We start from the raw sequence: 18,069 nt of genomic DNA on the forward strand, positions 1-18,069 counted from the left end.
GCCCAGGCATCGGCATAGGCATCGTAGATCGCGATTTGATCCACCGTCAGCCGGTGTTCGAGCGCTTCGTATTCGACGCCAGCAAAGCTCAGTGCCCGAGCGGTATAGAGCCCCATGGCTTTCAGATCGCGGGCGACGATCTCCATCGCGGCGATCCCGCCATCGTCCATCGCCGCCATGAATGCCGCGCGGTCGCGGAAGGCGGTGCCCGGTCCCCAGAGGCCAAGCCGGGCGGCGTAGCAGAGATTGGCGGGGTCGGTGGCGCCGGTCGCCGAGACATAGAGCACCCGGGCGCGCGGCAGCGCGTGCTGGAGCCGAACGCCCGCGAGCCCCTGCTCGGAGCCCTTGGCCGTGCCGAATTCGGTATCGGTGCCTGCGGCATTGGCCAGCGCATGGGCCTCGTCGAACACCAGCATCCCGTCGAAATGCTCACCCAGCCAGGCGCGGATCTGCTGGAGGCGTGAGGCCTCGTCATGGCGCGAGGAGCGCAGCGTCGCATAAGTCAGGAACAGGATTCCGCTCGCCATGCCGATCGGCTGGCCCAACGGGAAGGCATCGAGCGGCTGGATGTCGATGGGCAACCCGCCGAGTGCAGACCAGTCGCGGCGCGCATCTTCGATCAACCCGGAACTGACCGAGATCCACACCGCCTTGCGCCGCCCCCGGTTCCACTGGTCGAGAATGCAGGCGGCGACCTCGCGGCCCTTGCCGACCCCGGTGCCGTCACCGATGAAATAGCCGGTGCGATAGACATGACCCTCCGGCGTTTCCGAGAGCTGGTCGCCCGCGTCATTGGGAAGGAAGGTCCCTGGCAGATCGCGCTGGAAAGCCTCGCCTGCGTGGATCAGGGTTTCGAGCTGGGCATCGGACAGTGCCGCGATCGCGCGGTCCTGGAGCATCGGGCGGTAGCCGGGTGCGGGCGGCAGCACCGAAGCCATGGCGACGGATTCGACGAGCTGGTCGGGATGCGGCCTAGCGGCTGGAATGTCGATGCGGGCGAGCCGCCAGGGGACATAGATGCCGACCGGATCGCCTGCGGCCAGCGGTGTGTCCCTAACCGTATAGTCGAGCAGGCGCGGGACATCGTCGATGCGCGGTTCGCGCTTTGGCGTGGCAAGCTTCGATCCTGCGAGGTTCGTGAAGAGCGCTGACGGCGATGGTCTGGCGGCCGGGCGCAGTCGCGGTTGTGCCAGCGCGGGTGCAGGTGGCGGCGACTGCGACGGGTCGAGCCTGGGCGGCAGGCCCAGCACGATCGGGAGCGCCGCTGCGAGATCGGGCACGGTATGGCGTGCGGGTATTCCCGCCCAGCCCTTGTCGTAGACCAGCAGCCGCACCGAGATGCTGGTGCCGTGCTTGGCGTAAGGATTGCCGAGGATCGTGATTTCCGCGCGCGGTGGCACGACCTCGGCCACCGCCGCATAGCCCGGTGCACCACTACCATCGGACGCGAAGCTCGGCGGCATGATCGCGACGCAGCGCCCGCCATGGGCAAGGCGCAGCAGGGCTGAGCGGAGATGCCTGGCGCCGGCATGGCGGTCGCGGCCCCGCCCCTCGCTGCGGCTGAAGGGCGGGTTGATCAGGACAACGCTCGGCGCGAGTCCAGACGGCAGCTTGTCGTGGATGAATTCCGCATCGTGGCTGGTGACGTCCTGACCGAGCGCCAGACCGAGCAATGCCGCCCGCTGTTCGTCGCGCTCGTTGAGCAGCAAGCCGGTGGCGGCCCTCGCCGCGTGCGCGGCGAGCATCCCGGTGCCTGCCGAAGGTTCGAGCACCAGATCATCGGACCTGAACTGCGCCGCCCGGGCCGCGAGCCAGGCCAGCGCCAGCGGCGTGCTGAACTGCTGGAGATCGACCTGGTGTTCTGACCGGTAGGTCTGGGTCGGCAGGCTGTTCTGGAAGGCGAGCAGCGCGGCAAACATCGCCTCGGGATCGCCGCCATGCATGACCCGCCAATCACCGCGTTGAAGCAGCAGCACCTGTGCGGCTTCCAGCGCGTCATAGGCGTCGCGCATCGACCAGGCGCCATCGGCATCGGTCGCACTAAACGCATCGATCGTCAGGCGGGTAAGGTACTGGCGGGTAACAACGCCGGATCGAGCGAGCGTGTCGGCGACCATTCTCGCGACCGAAAACAGGCCTTCGGCCTTGGTGGCGTAAGCGCCGAATTCCGGTTCGGCGAGCTTGAGAAGCGGCAAGTTCATCGGGCATGGTCCTCCGGAAAGTCGGGCGGCCATCCGCCCCGTCGCCAATCGTCCTCCCCCTTCCTCCCGGAAGCCGGGCATATGGAAACGGGGCCGCGGCATGACACCGCGGCCCCGTCAGGACGGCAGGCTTGTGCGATCAGGCAGCGGCGGCGAGCGAGTCCATGCCGTCGTCAGCGCCAGCGTCCGCGCCGTGTTCCGCAAGATCGCCGAACTCGGAATCCTCGGCTAGGCCGGTCGCGTCGGTGGGCTCGTCACTTGCCACTTCATCCGCGTCGATCACGCCGTCAGCCTCGCCGTCGATCAGTTCGAAGCGCATGGCATCGGGCAGCCAGGTCAGCGCCCGTTCCTTGATCTCGGCCTCGACAAGGATGTCACCCGCGAAGAGCTTCTCGGCCGAAGCGGCAAGATCATGCTTCTTCGACGCCGCGTAGCGCTGGCGCAGTTCGGCGGTTCCCACCGTTTCGAACAGGCCGAGGATCGCGGGCTTGGTGATCCGGTCGAAGTAGTTCTTCGCGGTCGGCCGCCACCAGGCCGCGACGTCGATGGCGAGCTTGCTGCCGAGATGGTCGATGAACACGCTGCCGGTCCTGCCCGCCGGAACCGCGTCGAAGGTCCGGGCTACCGCCCAGCCCAGCCAGCCAGCGCGGGCCTCGTCGGGAAGCGAGCAGAAGGCATCGTAGCGATCACGGACATCCTCGTGATCGATCCAGCTGCGATCGAGCGCGCTGTCGAGCTTGGCCCATTCCTCGGCCGCCAGCGTGCCGCTCTCGAAGCCGGAAACACGCGGGCTTGGTGCCCTGGCGCGCAATTCGCTGGCGAGATCGCTGCTCCCAAAATGCCGGGTCGCGGCATCAGCCATGATGAAGGTGCCGACGTCGAAGGCAAAGCGGGGATCACTCGCGACATGGACGGCAAGCAACTCGGTTTTCATCATCGCCAGTTCGTCGGCGAGGCGCTGGCTGACGACGGGCTTGGCCGAACTTTCGGCCTCATCGCCATGATCCGCGTCCTCATCGTCGCTGGTGTCATCGTCCCCGTCGGCCGGTGTTTCGACCGGCGCGACATAGAGCTGTTCGTGAATGCGGGGCTGACCGTCGCGGCCGATCACCACATAAGCGAGCGCCGAGGCCTTCTGCTCCTCGGTCAGGACCGGCGTGCGCGACTGGATCGCCTCGTATTCGGCTTCGAGTTCCTGGGTCCGCGCTTCGTCGTCCTCGGTATAGCCCTCGCCGTTCTCGTCGGCCGCGGCTTCCTCGATCGCTTCGAGCTCGCTCTGGATCTGCTCGCAGCGGGCTTCCTCGTCGGCGGTGAGCGGCGGAAGTTCGCCCTGGACCTGGCGAAGGCTGTAGGTTTCCATGTAGGGGATATGGGACGCGGGCACGGCGCGGATTTCCGCGAAGCCCTCGCGCTGGCGGATCGCTTCGGCGGCTGCGGTGAGCTTTTCCTCGGCGAGATGATCGAGGATATCGCCATCGATCCACATTTCGGTGGCGTCGTCGGAAAACAGGTCGGCATCGATCCTGCCACCCGCCGCGACATAGTCGTCGCGTCCGACCAGCATCGCCTTGGGGTCACTGCCGTGATAGCCGCCCGAGGCGAGTTGGCGCCGAATTTCGCCGACATTGGCCCGGTAGTAGCCCTGGCCAAGCTGCTCGAAGACCGAGGCCTGGCGCGCGGTGTCCGACGTGCTGGCATAGGCCATGGCGATGTCGAGCGTGATCGCGCCTTCACGCAGCGCTTCGAATACCGGTTCGGCGAGGCCCGCGAGGCGCAGGCGGCCGAGCACGAAACGTTCGGTGAGCCCGAAACGCTTGGCGATGTCGGCGGGGGTCTTCTTCTCGGTCTCGATGATGTCCTGGAACGCCCGGCAGGCATCGGCGGGGTTCATCGCCAGCTTGAAGAAGTTTTCCGACAGGCTGATCTCGACCGCGTCGTTGGCATCGGCGAGGACCTTCACCGGCAGCTCGTAATCGGTAGGAAGATCGCCCTTTTCGATCGCGCGGTGGACGGCATCGAGGCGGCGGCCGCCGGCGGTGATGCGGTACTGGCCCTTCTTGCGCGCGACCGGTAGGCCGATCAGGTTTTGGAGCACGCCGTGCGCGACGATGCTCGCCTCGAGCTGGGCGTCGGCCTCCGGATCGCTGGTCTTGCGCACATTGCTGGGCGACTTGGCGAGCTTGGCCGCCGATACGAGAATGATGGGCTGGGACATGGATGGTCTCCTGGCGGACGAGGCCCGACCATTCAGGCCGCTTGCCGCAACCAGTCCTCCACCCCCTTCCCTTTTGCCCGCAGCACGTCATTCCAGTCGTTGAAGCCCTGGGGCGGGAAGAGCGTTTCAATCGTCCGGCCCGGCATGGCGTAGGCCTCAGCGGCTTTGGCCGCGCCGATCTGTCCGCCGCGGTCGTTGTCGGGAAGCAGGATCAGGCGGGTGACGGTGTCGGGGACGTCGATATGGGCCAAGCGCTCGTTTCCGAGCGTTGCCCAAACCGGGATGTCGAGCAGGAGGATCGCCGACAGGGCGGTTTCGATGCCTTCGGCAAGCCCGAGGGTGTCGTTTGCGGGTGCCAAGATAACAGCGCCTTGGCCTGGGCGACCGAGCATGCGCCGCGGGTTACCTAGATCGCGGGCGCGGAGCGGCTGGTCAGGATCGAGGAAAGTCCTCTGGAGTGCAACCAACCGGCTCCGCTCGTGAATTGCAGCAAGCATCGCTGGGCGGAACACGGCGCGTTTTCCTCGGCCGAGCGGTGTTCGCCGGTGAAAGCGCAAGGCAGGCGGCGACAGGATGATCGCGCGTCGCCGCAGGTATTGTTCGGCTGGCGTTTCGGCCAGAGGGCGCGCGCTATCCCACAGATCCAGCGCCCGTTGCCGCAACCATGCCGGGCTGAGCGACGTGGGCGATGATGATACCGCCGCCTCACCGCCCATTGAAATGTTGCGGTCGAGCCGCCGAATTGCCCGGATCACGTCGAGCGTGTCGCAACCGGCGAAGCATTTGAACAGCAGCGCTTTCTCGCCGACACGGATCGACAGGCTGGGTGTGCGGTCATCATGGGCCGGGCAACGACACATTGCGCCTTTCGACGACCAGGTGCCACCGAGGCGTTTGACGAGATTGGCTGCGTGAGTTTCGAGGTCGAAATGGGCGGCAGGATTGTAGAGATCGGGCATAGCACCTCCGTCTCACCTCACGGCACACCTCCACTCCTGGATGCAGGAATTTCTAACCATAGACGGCGGCATAGCCGACCTTCTCGAATCCTGATCGACCCGCTGGAATTTGCCCTTGGTTCCTAGGGCAAAAAACGGCGGAGATAGCGGATTAGACGGACAAGAGGTTGTCCACGAACCGCAAAGTGAACGTCATTCGACTGCATACTGTCCCGACCGTATCTCAGTTCAGCCAAGCTTCTTCGCAGCTTCCTTCTTCATCGCATAGTCCGCCATTGCCGTGAGCCGGCGTTCCTCGCTCTCGACCTGGAACGCACGTGCGCGTTCAAGGGCATCAGCAGGTAGCGGTTTCGCGTAAATATCCTTGAGCGCCTCTTCGGTGGCACTGCCCGCTCCCGCGAAGGAGAAGTCATCCTGATAGGCGCGGCCATAGACATAATCGAGAAGTGCCTGGCATTTCTCCGGCAGCGCATCGCCACGAAGTGTGCGGGCAAACAGCCAAAGAATGGCATCGATTATCTGGATGCCGGCGCTCTCCTGAGCGGAAGAAATCTCCAGTTTGCTACCGAACACCTTCCGCAGGACAAGCCTCTCGCCGAAGGGTAGGTTGACCGCGCCTGGAAGGGCATTGGCATACATGTCGTGCCAGAATTGGAGAGCCGGTGCGAATTCGTGCTGACGATCGTGTTTGATCACCTCCACTGACCGCCTCCAAATTCCCGATTGTCGCTCGATCCCGGCAAGCAGGTTCCCGAACCCCACCATATTGGGCATGTGGCCCTTGCGGCCGATCTTGGTCTGGTGAACGAAATCCAGCCCCTCCGGGTTGGCGACAACCCAGTCGAGTGCATCGTTTACGATATCCTGGGATCGTTGGTCGACGATATGCCGCACATGCTCCTTCAGAGCCGAGCAGAAGCCTGCCATGCCGTCCCTGGCCTTGGCTTCGTTCTTTTCCAGCAGGGCGTTCCAGAACTGCTGGGCAAGTTCGTCGTCGAGGATGGCAGCCAGTTTGAAAACCATCATAATACGCAGTGGCCGGATGTTGTACACCTGCCAGGGTACAGCCTTGTTCTCAAAACAATCGAAGATTGTGTCGAATATCTTCGAGGCCATCACGTACTTCTTTTCGACACGAGCGAGAAAGAACGCGGGCCCAGCCTTGCGCACGACCTTCAAAATCGCGGGAGCAAGCTCCTCAAGCTTCGCAACGCCAAGCTGATTGGCATGGATTTCCTTCTCGCTTATAGAGGAGGCGATCATGGCAACCTCGGCACCGAAGCGTTTGTCAAAGTCTGAACGCGTCAGCAACGCCGCCGTTACGAACAACGGCTGATTATCGTCTAGGAGGCGTCCGCCAGTGTTGCCCGTCTCGTCGATGTAAGCGTGCAAATTCCACTTCCCGTCTTCTATCTAACCTAGCGATCAGGCAAACCTACTAATCACCGCGCCATGGATGAACGAGCAAATGCAGCCAAAATTTCAGACGGTCGACTCAGTGATAGAAAAACCGAGCTGAACTCGTGGCCTCGGCAGGTCAACAGGTGACAAACGGCGTCTGTAAAACCAGAACCTGCACTCCCCCTCTACACAAAATATCGAAATGAAGTTTCATCAGGATCCTGCTCTCCATATTCATTGAGAATTCCGCCAACCCGTCGGGCGAAAGAGAGGGTAACGGGCCATTTTCCGCGGATATCCGCCGTGTTCCAGTTCATACGCGTCAAGTTGAAGATATCGGTTGCCGCAGCCAATGAATCCTCGGGGCCGATCGAGCGCACTTCGAATGGCTGAGGTATGTGCGGACCGGGATAGGTCTCGATCTCTGGAATATAGCCAGATGTGTAGAGGAAGGTCCGCGCTCCGTTCACCGTGCAGATTGTGCCAACTTTTGGAGGGTACATACCAAAACGTACGAGGCGGAATGCGCTCGGCACCATCGTCACGAGGCTGACGATAGGAATGTCCCCGAGCGCGGCGCGAAAGCCCCGGATCTCCGCCTGGTCGAACTGGCTGGTCTTATGGATCACCAATCGCAGCGGAGAGCGACCCGTACGTGCCCCATATTCCGCGATGATGCGTACGCCGAGATCATAAGCTTGATCCTCGGAAAGATGCACGTTCAGGCGTTGATCCGCCTCGGCCGGCACTCCGGTGCCCCGAATTGCGAAACCTTCGCCTTCGCTCGAGAAAGCTTGGGCTAGGCTCGATTGCACAATGTGGCGCTGCTTCGTCCGATAGTGGTGAAAGCTTATCCCAACGAAACAAGTCTCCGGCCCGGGCGGACTCAACCGCCAAGGAACGCCGCCTGCCTTGTAGTATAAGCCAACCGAGAAGTTCCAGGCGCGGGTGGCGGGATCCTCGCTCTTAGGACCATCCTCTAGCAACCGTGGTGTGACGATCTGGATCGGCAGCCGCGCCGCCAAGGCCCTGGCCTTGAGCGCATGTCTCAGATCGCGTTTGAGGAAATCATCTTCACTTTCCTCGACTTCATCGAGCAGGTCGAAGAAATCGGTTTGTCGACTCGCACGCGCTTTCCTGATCGCCTTTGCCCGCTCTCGCTCGGCCTCTGTATTCTGGCGCTCGACCGTTCTGCACTTGTCGAGAACGCTCTGCGGGAGGCACACCAACACGACATCGGGACGGTTCACGTCTCGCCCAGCGAGACGTTGAAGACTGGCATCGTAGAGATCGACGATCGTCTGAAAGCGTATGAACGCGTCTGAGCCCGCGAGCGCAAGCTCGATCGAATTGTCACCTGCCTCGGCCAATGCAATGGAAAGATGCGTTGAATAGACCAGCTTCTTGCGGAAAACCTCCGAAAAACCCGGAAACGGTCGTCGCAACGATGTGGCCGGGCCGAACGTCGGTATTCCGGCCGCGCAACGGGTCAACCATTTCTGCGCGCTATCGATCATATCCGCAGGACCGATCACACCGACATGGATCGCATCCTTCCGGGCCGCTCCAAACCGAAGATCAAAGGGTCCGGCACTGTCGAGACCCGATTTGGGGTCGGACGTGGATGCGGCCCCACCGAATTGCAGCGGAGGCGAGCGCAGCTCGAAAAGTGACAAGTCAGTCATCGTCGCTCACCCGCCCGAATGCGCTCGCCGGTTCGGGTTCCCGCAAGTCGTCAAGCTCGACCATGTCGGCCAACTCCGAGAGCTCTCTGTCGAGCTCTTCGAGTTCGTCCGGGTCGCCTTGGACGATCGCAAGTTCATCGAAAGCGTTGGAGTTCAGTGAGGCCCCAGGAAGCTGGTTGCTCATGACAATATTGGGTGCGAACCGGGATAGGCCACCGCTCACATCTGGCTGGAGAGAGAACAGCCCCTCTGACTGTTCCGCCAACATCGCCTGCCAAAAGGCGAGGTCATTATGGACACTCGAATTGAAGTCCTTTGCCGCCCGCCGCGTCGACAGGCTGTTGATGAGCTCGTTGCCGATCAGCCGTCCAAAGCCATTTCGCGTGAACGCGTAACCGGGCGAGAGGATGATGCACCACTCGGAGCCATAGGGCGCAACCGAGATCGAAAGCGCCTTGTGCTCGTAATAGGATATCTCGCCCGTATCCCGCTTCGTCCGGGCCTTGACCACCGTTCTCGTGGCTCGCTTATATCGGGCTTTGTAGGTAATCCGACGTTCCTGCTCCTCATCGAAACGCGGGAAATGGGCGCGCTTTCGCTTGAAATCGATCTGCATCCCGAGCGCGCGGCAATGTCCGAGTACGGCATCGACGAGGAGTTTGATCAGGATATTCTCGCCGTTCGGAAGATCCATGAGTTCTTCAGGCGTGACCGTCTCGACATCTCCAGGATCGAACGGCGTCACTAGCGCATCGGTAATCTCGTCGAGGTCGTAGAGTGTGTAGAAGCGGCCGTCTTGGACGTGTCCAGGAGGTACGGGGAGGTCGCCCGCGGAACGATATAGCCCCCCGGTATAAGTCGCAGTCGTCCCAGCATGCCAGATCCTATCGGGCATTGTATGGATGGGCAAAAGGTTCGTGGTGAAACGTGTGACCTGTGATTCATCCGCGATAGCGGTATTCGTGATGTCGTCCACAGCCTCGGGACGGGCCTTTATCTCGACGTTGAACGCCCTGTTCTCGTCCCCCGGTCCGAAATCCACGTCGCCATTGTTGTTGATGGTCTCTTTCCACATATCCGACAGACCCGATCCGGTATGGTCCATCTGGCCGCCGCCGTAGAAGAGATCGGAGATGACCGGATTTCGGTAGCCTTTGATGCTGCGCCGACCACTCTTGATCATGGCCTGAAGTTCTTGATCGTAAATCTGCGCAGCGACCGTATCGACAAGACCTCCAGGGCTCCTGGTGACGATCCGCTCGGGCGTAACCACGATCTCGACCGGATCGGGGCAGGCATAGTCACGATGCACAAGCGCGTTCACGATCATCTCTTTGAGGGCCAATGGACTGTACGAACGGACCTGCCGCGACACCTCCTGCTTCAAGCGAAACTGACGGTTGACTCGTGATAGCAACTCGGTGAGCTGGTCGAGCTGTGACCACAGATTTCCGCGGATATCCACCTCGACGAGAGAGCCTTCCGCATTGGGTTCGTGCAGAAGATCGACATCGTCGCCAAGGCACTGACGCAGCCAAGTCTCGGGCCCGAGCGCACGGAAGCGCACAAATGCACTGGGTATCAATACGGTCGGATCATTAGAGAACAACAACCAACCCGCCACCGTCGGAACGGTCGCATCGTCGTTAGCCATGAGCAGGTTGAAGGTGGTGCCCATTCGAAGCGTCCAGTCTTCCTCATAGGAATCCGGTGCCCAGTTGTTGAGTACGGCGGCATATTCACGGAGACGTGTGAAAAGCAAAACGCGATCGATGTTATCGAGAAGGCCCCCAGCAATCGGGGTCATGTCGAGCGGCAACTCGGGCGGCCGATAGCCGTGGTTACGCCGGGTCGGTTGCGCTCCTTCGGCCACCAGCCGATTGTATAATTCGATCTCGAAAAGATCGTCGAAGCCCGAAATCGGTACTTTAGTGAAGTTACCGCCGATGGCCGACGCGAGTTCCGCAACCATTGGAGGCATCGGCGCGTCGATCTCTCGGTCCAGCACACACCAGTAGATGCCGTGATAGAATTTGCTGGTGTAGTCTATGTTGTCGAGGAAAAGACCACGCATCACCGAGGGTTCGGCGCCACGATAGCCGACGACAATGATGGGATGGTCGCGGAGCAGCGGTCGCACACGTTCGACGATCTCGCTGTCCATATTTTGGACGTCGATCGCCAGATTCTTGTCGGTCAAATGCTCTACCGAGCCGTGCAGGTAAACGAGCTGAGGATTTTCCGGCGCTGATGAGAAGCGGACTAGGTCCGATGGTGTCTTGATCGCCACCAGATGGTGAGGCCGCGTCACCAGAACTCGGGCGTTTTGAATGCATTCGTCAAAGTTTGTCGTGAGGACGGTCGCTATCCAGCCTTGGTGCAGGATGTTGGCAAGACCTCTGTAGCCCCGATTAGGATGCACGGGTGGATGGATCATGTCCTCGAAAAAGACGCGCCGGTCGTTTGCAACGTTCAACAGGTTCTTGACCGCATCGGGATACAGCTCCGCAAGGAGAACATCCGTTGAAAACCACGGCTGCGCGGTCAACCAAGGCCAATAATCCGCGCGGCGGACGCTCGGATCATTTGGTAGGCGATCGTTGTCCAAGCACCACCGCCATTTAGCGATTCTCTCGACAGCTTCCCCGGCAGCCGGGATCCCTGACGAGATGGACGCGCCTGCTCCCAATAGAAGAACAGGCTCAGGTTGCCCGCGCAGCAGCGATCGTAGCCGACCCGGCACGGCTCGTTGGACTTCGGTCGGGATGAATTCGGAAACCGGACCACTGCCTGCCAAGCGACTGACCCCATGCCTATGGATAATGACGAACAAATGTCGAACGCAATCTGCGCGATTTGGTTCGTGAAGGAAAGCCCCGGGGCGTTACTATCCAGACTTTTGAAGCCCGCTGGCACGGATGGGGCCGTGTGGCATTTGTAATGAACCGCCAATCGCCTCGCGAAATTGGTTATTTTCAAGATTCGGTCTCGGGATACTGATCGACGAGAACGAGGTCCCTAGCTGCGTCGCATATTGACGACTCTTGAGGTTGTTATTCGCAACTCGTGAACACATAAATTGCCATTCTGGAGTGTCCGACCGCCACGCAATTCGGGCTGTGCGCCGGTCACTTCAATGTAGTGCTTGACCATCGCCCCTCGTGCTCCCCGCGCGCAATGCCCTGCAGATATCAGCATTATGTTTGCCGACGCCGTTGAAACCGCACTTACCATACAGGAGCCGTGGGAGCATCCGTGGGAGCATCGCGGTAATCAGGGGGATTGAGCGGGAATGCGATTGGCGGTTTTCTGCCATTTCTTTCCCCTGGAGCCCCCTGCAATCCCTTGTTCCTCAGGTTCGAGTCCCGTAGGGGTCACCATTCCGCCAACCCCTTCCCTACACGCAGTTTCAAGGCAACGGTGTGACAGCCGCAGCGTCAGCGCGCCGCCCTCAGAGGTGACAGGGAAGAATTCCCGCACGCCCCCTCATCGCAGATAATCGCGATATTGAGTGGAAAGCGGATACTGCGCAGACAAGCAGCCTCTTCAGGCCCTTCTATTCTGCAGCAACCTCAATTGTCCGGATGCCACTGTTCCCAGTGCGTTTGTTGCGGGCAGAGACGGTCAATTCGTAGCGGCCTTCGGCCGGCAATTTGATGTCACCCGAAAAGACACCGGGCGGAGTGTCGAAGGCAAGTTTGCTCCTGGCGATCCGCACACCGTCCTTCCAAGCCGTAACGCTGACTTCGTACTCGCCGGAAGGCCACAATCCGTCTGGCTCGATCGGGCAGCCACACATCGGCATCACCTTGGCTGAAATTCTGGCCAAGAGACCATCCATTTTTGTTTCTGGATTAATGACAAGTCCCGGCAGCTCAACGGTCCAACCGTCGCCAATCGTTGCATCCTCTCCGGGCATGACCCAACGCTGCTGGCTCACGCGAACGGCAGATTCGGGATAATCGAGAGGGCCATATGCTTCGAGTTCGACCAGGGTCGGCTTGATAATGTCCAGCGTGGCCGCAAATGCGGCCTCGGATCCATCTGCGCGGAGCGGACTGCGGCCATCGGATTTCATAATCCGTGCCGTGTTGCCCGTCCCCCCTTCTGTACGCCCCTCGGCAAGCACAGTGCCCTTCTTCGCGTCACGCAAGACAATGCGCACTCCCCCCATTGAGGTGCCGACAAATTTTGCGTCCTGCGCGATGATCCGCACAACTATGTCAGTGGGTTCGGCCAAGGCCGGCCCGGCTCCCAGAACCAACACAGCCGCCAATATAATGCGATACATCCGAGCCTCCTCAATGGGCCTCTATAATTTCAGGTCAGACAGAAGCCTATCTCAAACCACTTCCAGCGAAGAACAGGCGGGGCAGGACATGGTGATGTCAGCAATCGGGTCGTTTCGGCCATCTCGCCGCGCTGCAACAAAGTTCCGTCCCGTGCTTCGCAGCCATCCATGCCATCCGATCTCGGCCTGCCGAAAGCAGCCGCTCCTCAAAGGGCGGATTTGTCTGCCCAGCCCGGTGCCACAAAAAAGGGGAGCCCTGCGGCTCCCCTTTCATTGCCCGGCGAACGATCCGCTCAGAGCGGCGGAACCGGCTGCGGCGGCACGTCAGCATCTTCCTCGTGCACTTCGACCAGACCGCGGCCCACATGGCTGCGGCTGCGGCTGTAGAGGTAGTACACGAACAACCCGACGATGGCCCAGCCCACGAACAGCAGGATCGTTTCCATCGACAGGCTGAAGAACAGGTAGATACAGCCCGCGATCGCCAGCGGCGCAGTGACCATGATGGCCGGGGTACGGAACGGACGCGCCCGATTCGGATCGGTCCGACGCAGCACCATCACTGCGATCGAAACCGCGGCAAACGCGAAGAGCGTGCCGGAGTTCGACACGTCGGCCAGCAGGCCGACCGGGAAAAAGGCGGCGAACAGCGCGACGAAAATGCCCGTCAGGATCGTGATCGCATAGGGCGTGTGGAACTTGGGGTGCACTTTCGAGAAGAACTCGGGCAGCAGGCCGTCGCGGCTCATCACGAAGAAAATGCGGGTCTGGCCGAACATCATCATCAGGATGACCGAGGGCAGCGCGATGATCGCCGCAGCACCGACCAGCCAGCCGACGAACGGATAGCCGACCTGCTTGAGCGTCCAGGCCAGAGCTTCCTTGGAACAGACGACGGCATTTTCATGAATCGCCGCACAAGCCTGCGACAGCGCCGGCGTCCCCGGCGAAAGAACAGCGCCTCCGGGGCCGGAGACCGGCTGCGCGCCGACCGTGCCGATCACACCGGCGGCCACGAGCATGTAGAAGATGGTGCAGACGGCGAGACTGCCGATCAGGCCGATCGGCATGTTGCGCTGCGGGTTGGTGGTCTCTTCCGCAGCCGTCGAAACCGCATCGAAGCCGACATAGGCGAAGAAGATCGAAGCCGCCGCGCCCGAAATGCCGGCAAAGCCCAGCGGCGCGAACGGGGTGAACTGCCCGCTCTTGAGCACCGGCAGGGTCAGCAGGACGAACATCGTCAGCGCCAGGATCTTGATCGCCACCAGCACGGCATTGACCGTGGCGCTTTCCTTGGTGCCCTTCACCAGCAGCGCCGTGACGACCGCCGCGATCAGCATCGCGGGGAGGTTGATGATACCACCGTCGAACGGTCCGCGTACCAGCGCATGGGGAATGGTTATCTGGAAACTGGTATTGAGCCAGCCGACGAAATAGCCGGACCAGCCGACCGAAACAGCACCGGCCGCGATCGCGTATTCCAGGATCAGCGCCCAGCCGACCATCCACGCAACAAGTTCGCCCATCACGGCATAGCTGTAAGTGTAGGCAGAGCCCGAAACCGGTACCATGGCCGCCATTTCGGCGTAACACAGAGCCGCTACCGCACAGACGAAACCGGCGATTACGAACGAGAGCATCATGCCCGGCCCGGCCTTCTGCGCGGCCTCGGCGGTGAGAACGAAAATACCGGTGCCGATCACGGCACCGATGCCTAGCATTGTAAGTTGGAAAGCACCGAGCGAGCGGTGCAAGGATTTCTTTTCAGCCGTCGCCAGAATGGCATCAAGCGGCTTTACACGTCCGAACATGCGTGGACCCCCGGAATTTGCGGATCGGCAGACGCTAACGACATGCGAACGCATGGCAAGAGCGAATGGCAAGCAGTTCCCCAGCTTTGCAGATTTTCATTGCACCCGCTAAGGCGGTGGCATGTCCACGACCTTCCAGCTCGACACCGCGACCAGCCGCGCCCATCCCACCCCCGCGCCGATGAAGCGCCTGACCGTGCCCGCGATCCAGCGGCGCAAGTTCGAAGGCAAGACCGAAGAACCGCTGGTCATGCTCACCGCCTATACCGCGCGGCAGGCCCAGTTGCTGGACCAGCATTGCGACATGCTGCTCGTCGGGGATTCGCTCGGCCAGGTGATCTATGGCCTGCCTTCGACGCTGCAGGTCACGCTCGACATGATGATCGCCCATGGCGCCGCCGTCGTGCGCGGCAGCTATCATTCGGTCGTCGTCGTCGACATGCCCTTCGGCGCCTATGAAGCCAGCCCGCAGCAGGCGTTTGCCGCGGCAAGCCGAATCATGGCCGAAACCGGGTGCGCGGCCGTCAAGCTGGAGGGCGGTCAGGCCATGGCCGAGACGATTGCCTTCCTGACCCGGCGCGGCATCCCGGTGATGGCCCACGTCGGCCTCACCCCGCAGGCGGTCAATGCGCTGGGCGGCTATGGCGCGCGCGGCCGCAGCCAGGAAGAACACGCCAAGATCATCGCCGACGGGCAGGCCGTGGCCGATGCCGGAGCCTTTGCCGTGGTGGTCGAAGGCGTGGTGGAACCGATCGCCGTCTCCCTCACCCAGAGCGTGGAAATCCCGGTAATCGGCATCGGCGCCTCGGCCCGGTGCGACGGGCAGGTGCTGGTGACGGAAGACATGCTGGGCATGTTCGAGCGGGTGCCGCGGTTCGTGAAGAAGTACGGCGATCTTGCCGGGTTCATCACCGAGACCGCTGCGAAATACGCCGAAGAAGTCCGCGCACGTACATTTCCGGGCGTCGAGCAGACCTATCAGCCGAAGTAGGGTCAATCCGTCGAGGACGCTGGCGGCGCGCCATCGCGTATTGCAGAACCTCGCCGAGGCGTCCTAGAAAAGCGGAAACACCGAAAGAGGATGCGTTTATGGACCCCGCGACGAAGAAGACCGTGCTGCGAATGATCCCCTACGGGATCTACGTCATGACCGCGAAAGGCGCCGACGGCCACTTGACCGCGGCAACGGTAAACTTCGTGACGCAGACGTCGTTTTCGCCCCCGCTCATTGTCGTCGGCGTGAAAATGGATTCAGGCTGCCATCTGGCCGCCAAGGAAACCGGGCAGTTCGCGCTCAACATGCTGGGCAAGGGCCAGCAGGGCGCCGCTTTCGCCTTCTTCAAACCTGCCGAGGTCGAGGACGGCAAGCTGTCCGGCGAACCCTTCCGCCCGGGCGATAACGGCGCGCCGATCATCGACAGCGCCATCGGCGCGGTGGAATGCAAGGTGGTGGAGATCGCAGCCGTGGGCGATCACCACGTCGTGATCGGCGAAGTGACGCAGGTCCATCTCCACAAGCATCCCGAAGGCCGCCCCGATGCCGCGATTCTGGAAATGAAGGATCTGGGCGAAAACGTCTTCTACGGCGGATAGGGGGCAATCTGGGCCACCACCGTTCGTGTCGAGCAGCGCCTATCGTGTCTCGACTTCGCTCGACACGAACGAGGCTGATGCGGACTATACGCACGGCGCTTCCTATACGCACGGTGCTTCAAGGCCAAAACCGGCTCGCGCCCGGCTCAGCTTTTCGTCTTCAGCATGGCCCGGCGCGCCTCGGCGATCAGCGGGGTCTCGCCCGCCATGGCCTGCGCCTTGTCCAGCAAGGCCCGCGCCTCTTCGCGGCGAGTGCCAAGCGCGGCATAGCAGAAACCCAGTGCCTGCGTGGCCAGCGGGCTGGAGCGTTGCAGACGATAGGCCGCCCGCGCATTGCCGCGCGCCGCTTCGGGATCATCCTCGCGCGTCTCGGCCAGGGCCAGTTCGGACAGCAAGCGGACATCGCGCGCATCCCCGTTGTCGCGCAGCCATGACAGGATAGCCTCAGCGCGGGCCAGATCGCCGGTGCCGATGGCCAGCCGGGCGGCTGCGCGCAGTGCCGCGCGGCTTGTCGGGTTCTGGCGCAGATAGCCCTCGACCATCCCCTGCGCGCCCTTGAGATCGCCGGCCATCGCATAGGCCTCGAAACGACGCTGGAACAGGCTCTCGGACATGCGGATCAGCCCGGCGGCGGCATAACGCTCCTGCGCGGCCTGCGGATGGCCGAGCGCCAGTTGCACGTCCCCGGCAAGCGCCTGATTGTCGTAGAAATCCGGATCGGCGTTGCGCGCGGACTCCGTCATGGCCTGCGCCGCTGCGGCTTTGCCCTCGGCCAGCAGTTCGCCGACCTGCCCCTGATGCGGCATGACGCGCAATGCCGGTGCCTGAGCCCGCGCGGCGCGGTCCAGCAGCTCCCCGGCCCGCAGCCGATCGCCCAGCACTTCATAGCTGCGGGCAACGACCGTGAGCAGATAAGGCGAGGCATCGTCACGGGCGATCTCGTCCTTGAAGCGCAGCGTGGCATAACGGTACTGGCCGCCGAGATAGATCGCGCGCGCCAGCAGATCCTTGGCTTCGCGGCAATCCGGCTGCATCCGCAGCGCCTCTTCCAGCGCGTCGCCCGCCAGTTCGTAATTACCCGCTGCGATTTCGACGACGCCGCGCAGCATCGCAACGCCGGGCAATCCGTCGAGCTTGTCCCCAGTGCGCAGCAGCAGGCCGCGCGCCAGTTCGTAATTGCCCGCGCGGGCCGCCATCACGGCTTGCAGGTAATAGGCCCGCGGGTTCTTCGGGCTGAGCTCCAGCACCCGGCGCGTAACGGTCACGGCTTCGCTCGCACGGCCCAGATCGCCCAGCGTCGCGGCATAGTCCAGCAGCACCGGTACATCCTTCGGATCGTGCAGCAGCGCCTGCTCGAACCAGGGGATCGCTGCCAGCAGGCCATAGCGGTCGCGCACGAGCTGGCCGCCGAACTGCAGCGCGCGGACATTGCCGGGATCGAGTTCGAGCGCGTGCCCGGCGGCCGCGATCGCCGCCCGGTGCTCCCCGCCCGCATAGCGCAGGCGGCCGATCTCGACCCACAGCGATGCGTCGTTGGGGATGAGCCTCAGCGCCTTGTCGTAGGCCCGGCCCGATTCCGGCAAGTGGCCTTGCAGCTTTTCGAGCAGGCCCAGCGCGCGCCAGCCGTCGGCCTCCGTCCCCGGCCCGAAATCGCCCGGCGCCAGCCAGGTGCGCGCCTTGCCGAGATCCTCCTGTTCGAGGAAGGCCTTGCCCATCCAGGCGGCGACATCGCGCCTTGCCGCCCCGCTGGCGAGCGCCGCGCGCAGCTTCATCTCGGCATCGATCCCGTCGCCGCGCGTCAAGGCCGAGCGCGCCGCGTCGATCGACGCTTCGCGGGCCGGCCGGTCGCCAAGCCCCGGACTGGAATGGAGCGCAAGCGGCAGCACGAAAGCCGCCAGCACCACGGCCAGCCG

The 18,069-nt window shown here is 62.4% G+C and carries 11 protein-coding genes; 2 read left to right on the forward strand and 9 right to left on the reverse strand.

What is annotated here, in order from left to right:
• From NN5_RS10580 to NN5_RS10615, 8 genes are all read right to left on the reverse strand, one after another.
• The coding region (locus NN5_RS10580) for a strawberry notch family protein (protein ID WP_174523888.1) at positions 1–2,201 on the reverse strand (2,201 nt) is incomplete at its 3' end.
• Between the two features lie 139 nt (positions 2,202–2,340).
• On the reverse strand, positions 2,341–4,416 hold the full coding sequence (locus tag NN5_RS10585; RefSeq protein WP_013833360.1) for a ParB/RepB/Spo0J family partition protein: 2,076 nt from the start codon (positions 4,414–4,416) through the stop codon (positions 2,341–2,343).
• A gap of 32 nt (positions 4,417–4,448) precedes the next feature.
• On the reverse strand, positions 4,449–5,375 hold the full coding sequence (locus NN5_RS10590) for a DUF7146 domain-containing protein (protein ID WP_013833359.1): 927 nt from the start codon (positions 5,373–5,375) through the stop codon (positions 4,449–4,451).
• A 228-nt stretch (positions 5,376–5,603) separates the two neighbouring features.
• On the reverse strand, positions 5,604–6,767 hold the full coding sequence (locus tag NN5_RS10595; protein WP_041558949.1) for a DUF3800 domain-containing protein: 1,164 nt from the start codon (positions 6,765–6,767) through the stop codon (positions 5,604–5,606).
• Between the two features lie 194 nt (positions 6,768–6,961).
• Positions 6,962–8,461 carry an argonaute/piwi family protein gene (locus tag NN5_RS10600; protein ID WP_013833357.1) on the reverse strand — a complete coding sequence of 500 codons (1,500 nt, stop codon included), beginning with the start codon at positions 8,459–8,461 and terminating at the stop codon, positions 6,962–6,964.
• Positions 8,454–11,069 carry an SIR2 family protein gene (locus tag NN5_RS10605; RefSeq protein ID WP_198409093.1) on the reverse strand — a complete coding sequence of 872 codons (2,616 nt, stop codon included), beginning with the start codon at positions 11,067–11,069 and terminating at the stop codon, positions 8,454–8,456. Before NN5_RS10605 ends, NN5_RS10600 begins: the two co-directional genes overlap by 8 nt.
• A 948-nt stretch (positions 11,070–12,017) precedes the next feature.
• The gene (locus NN5_RS10610) at positions 12,018–12,752 is read right to left on the reverse strand and encodes a hypothetical protein (protein WP_067734176.1); all 735 of its coding nucleotides are present in this window, start codon (positions 12,750–12,752) and stop codon (positions 12,018–12,020) included.
• A 293-nt stretch (positions 12,753–13,045) separates the two neighbouring features.
• Positions 13,046–14,563: an amino acid permease gene (locus NN5_RS10615; protein WP_067734177.1), complete on the reverse strand. Its 1,518-nt coding sequence runs from the start codon at positions 14,561–14,563 to the stop codon at positions 13,046–13,048.
• A 121-nt stretch (positions 14,564–14,684) separates the two neighbouring features.
• Here NN5_RS10615 and panB point away from each other — a divergent pair, with 121 nt between their 5' ends.
• Together panB and NN5_RS10625 are read left to right on the forward strand one after the other, a co-directional pair.
• Complete coding sequence (gene panB, locus NN5_RS10620; protein WP_067734178.1) at positions 14,685–15,554, forward strand: 3-methyl-2-oxobutanoate hydroxymethyltransferase; 870 nt, start codon at positions 14,685–14,687, stop codon at positions 15,552–15,554.
• Between the two features lie 98 nt (positions 15,555–15,652).
• Positions 15,653–16,156, forward strand: a complete 504-nt coding sequence (locus NN5_RS10625; protein ID WP_067734179.1) for a flavin reductase family protein — start codon at positions 15,653–15,655, stop codon at positions 16,154–16,156.
• A 146-nt stretch (positions 16,157–16,302) separates the two neighbouring features.
• On the opposite strand, the gene NN5_RS10630 is transcribed toward NN5_RS10625, so the two are convergent.
• The gene (locus tag NN5_RS10630) at positions 16,303–18,060 is read right to left on the reverse strand and encodes a tetratricopeptide repeat protein (protein ID WP_245656405.1); all 1,758 of its coding nucleotides are present in this window, start codon (positions 18,058–18,060) and stop codon (positions 16,303–16,305) included.
• Between the last annotated feature and the right edge of the window lie 9 nt (positions 18,061–18,069).

Source organism: Novosphingobium naphthalenivorans NBRC 102051 (assembly GCF_001590985.1).
In the GTDB taxonomy this organism is placed as follows: Bacteria; Pseudomonadota; Alphaproteobacteria; order Sphingomonadales; family Sphingomonadaceae; genus Novosphingobium; species Novosphingobium naphthalenivorans.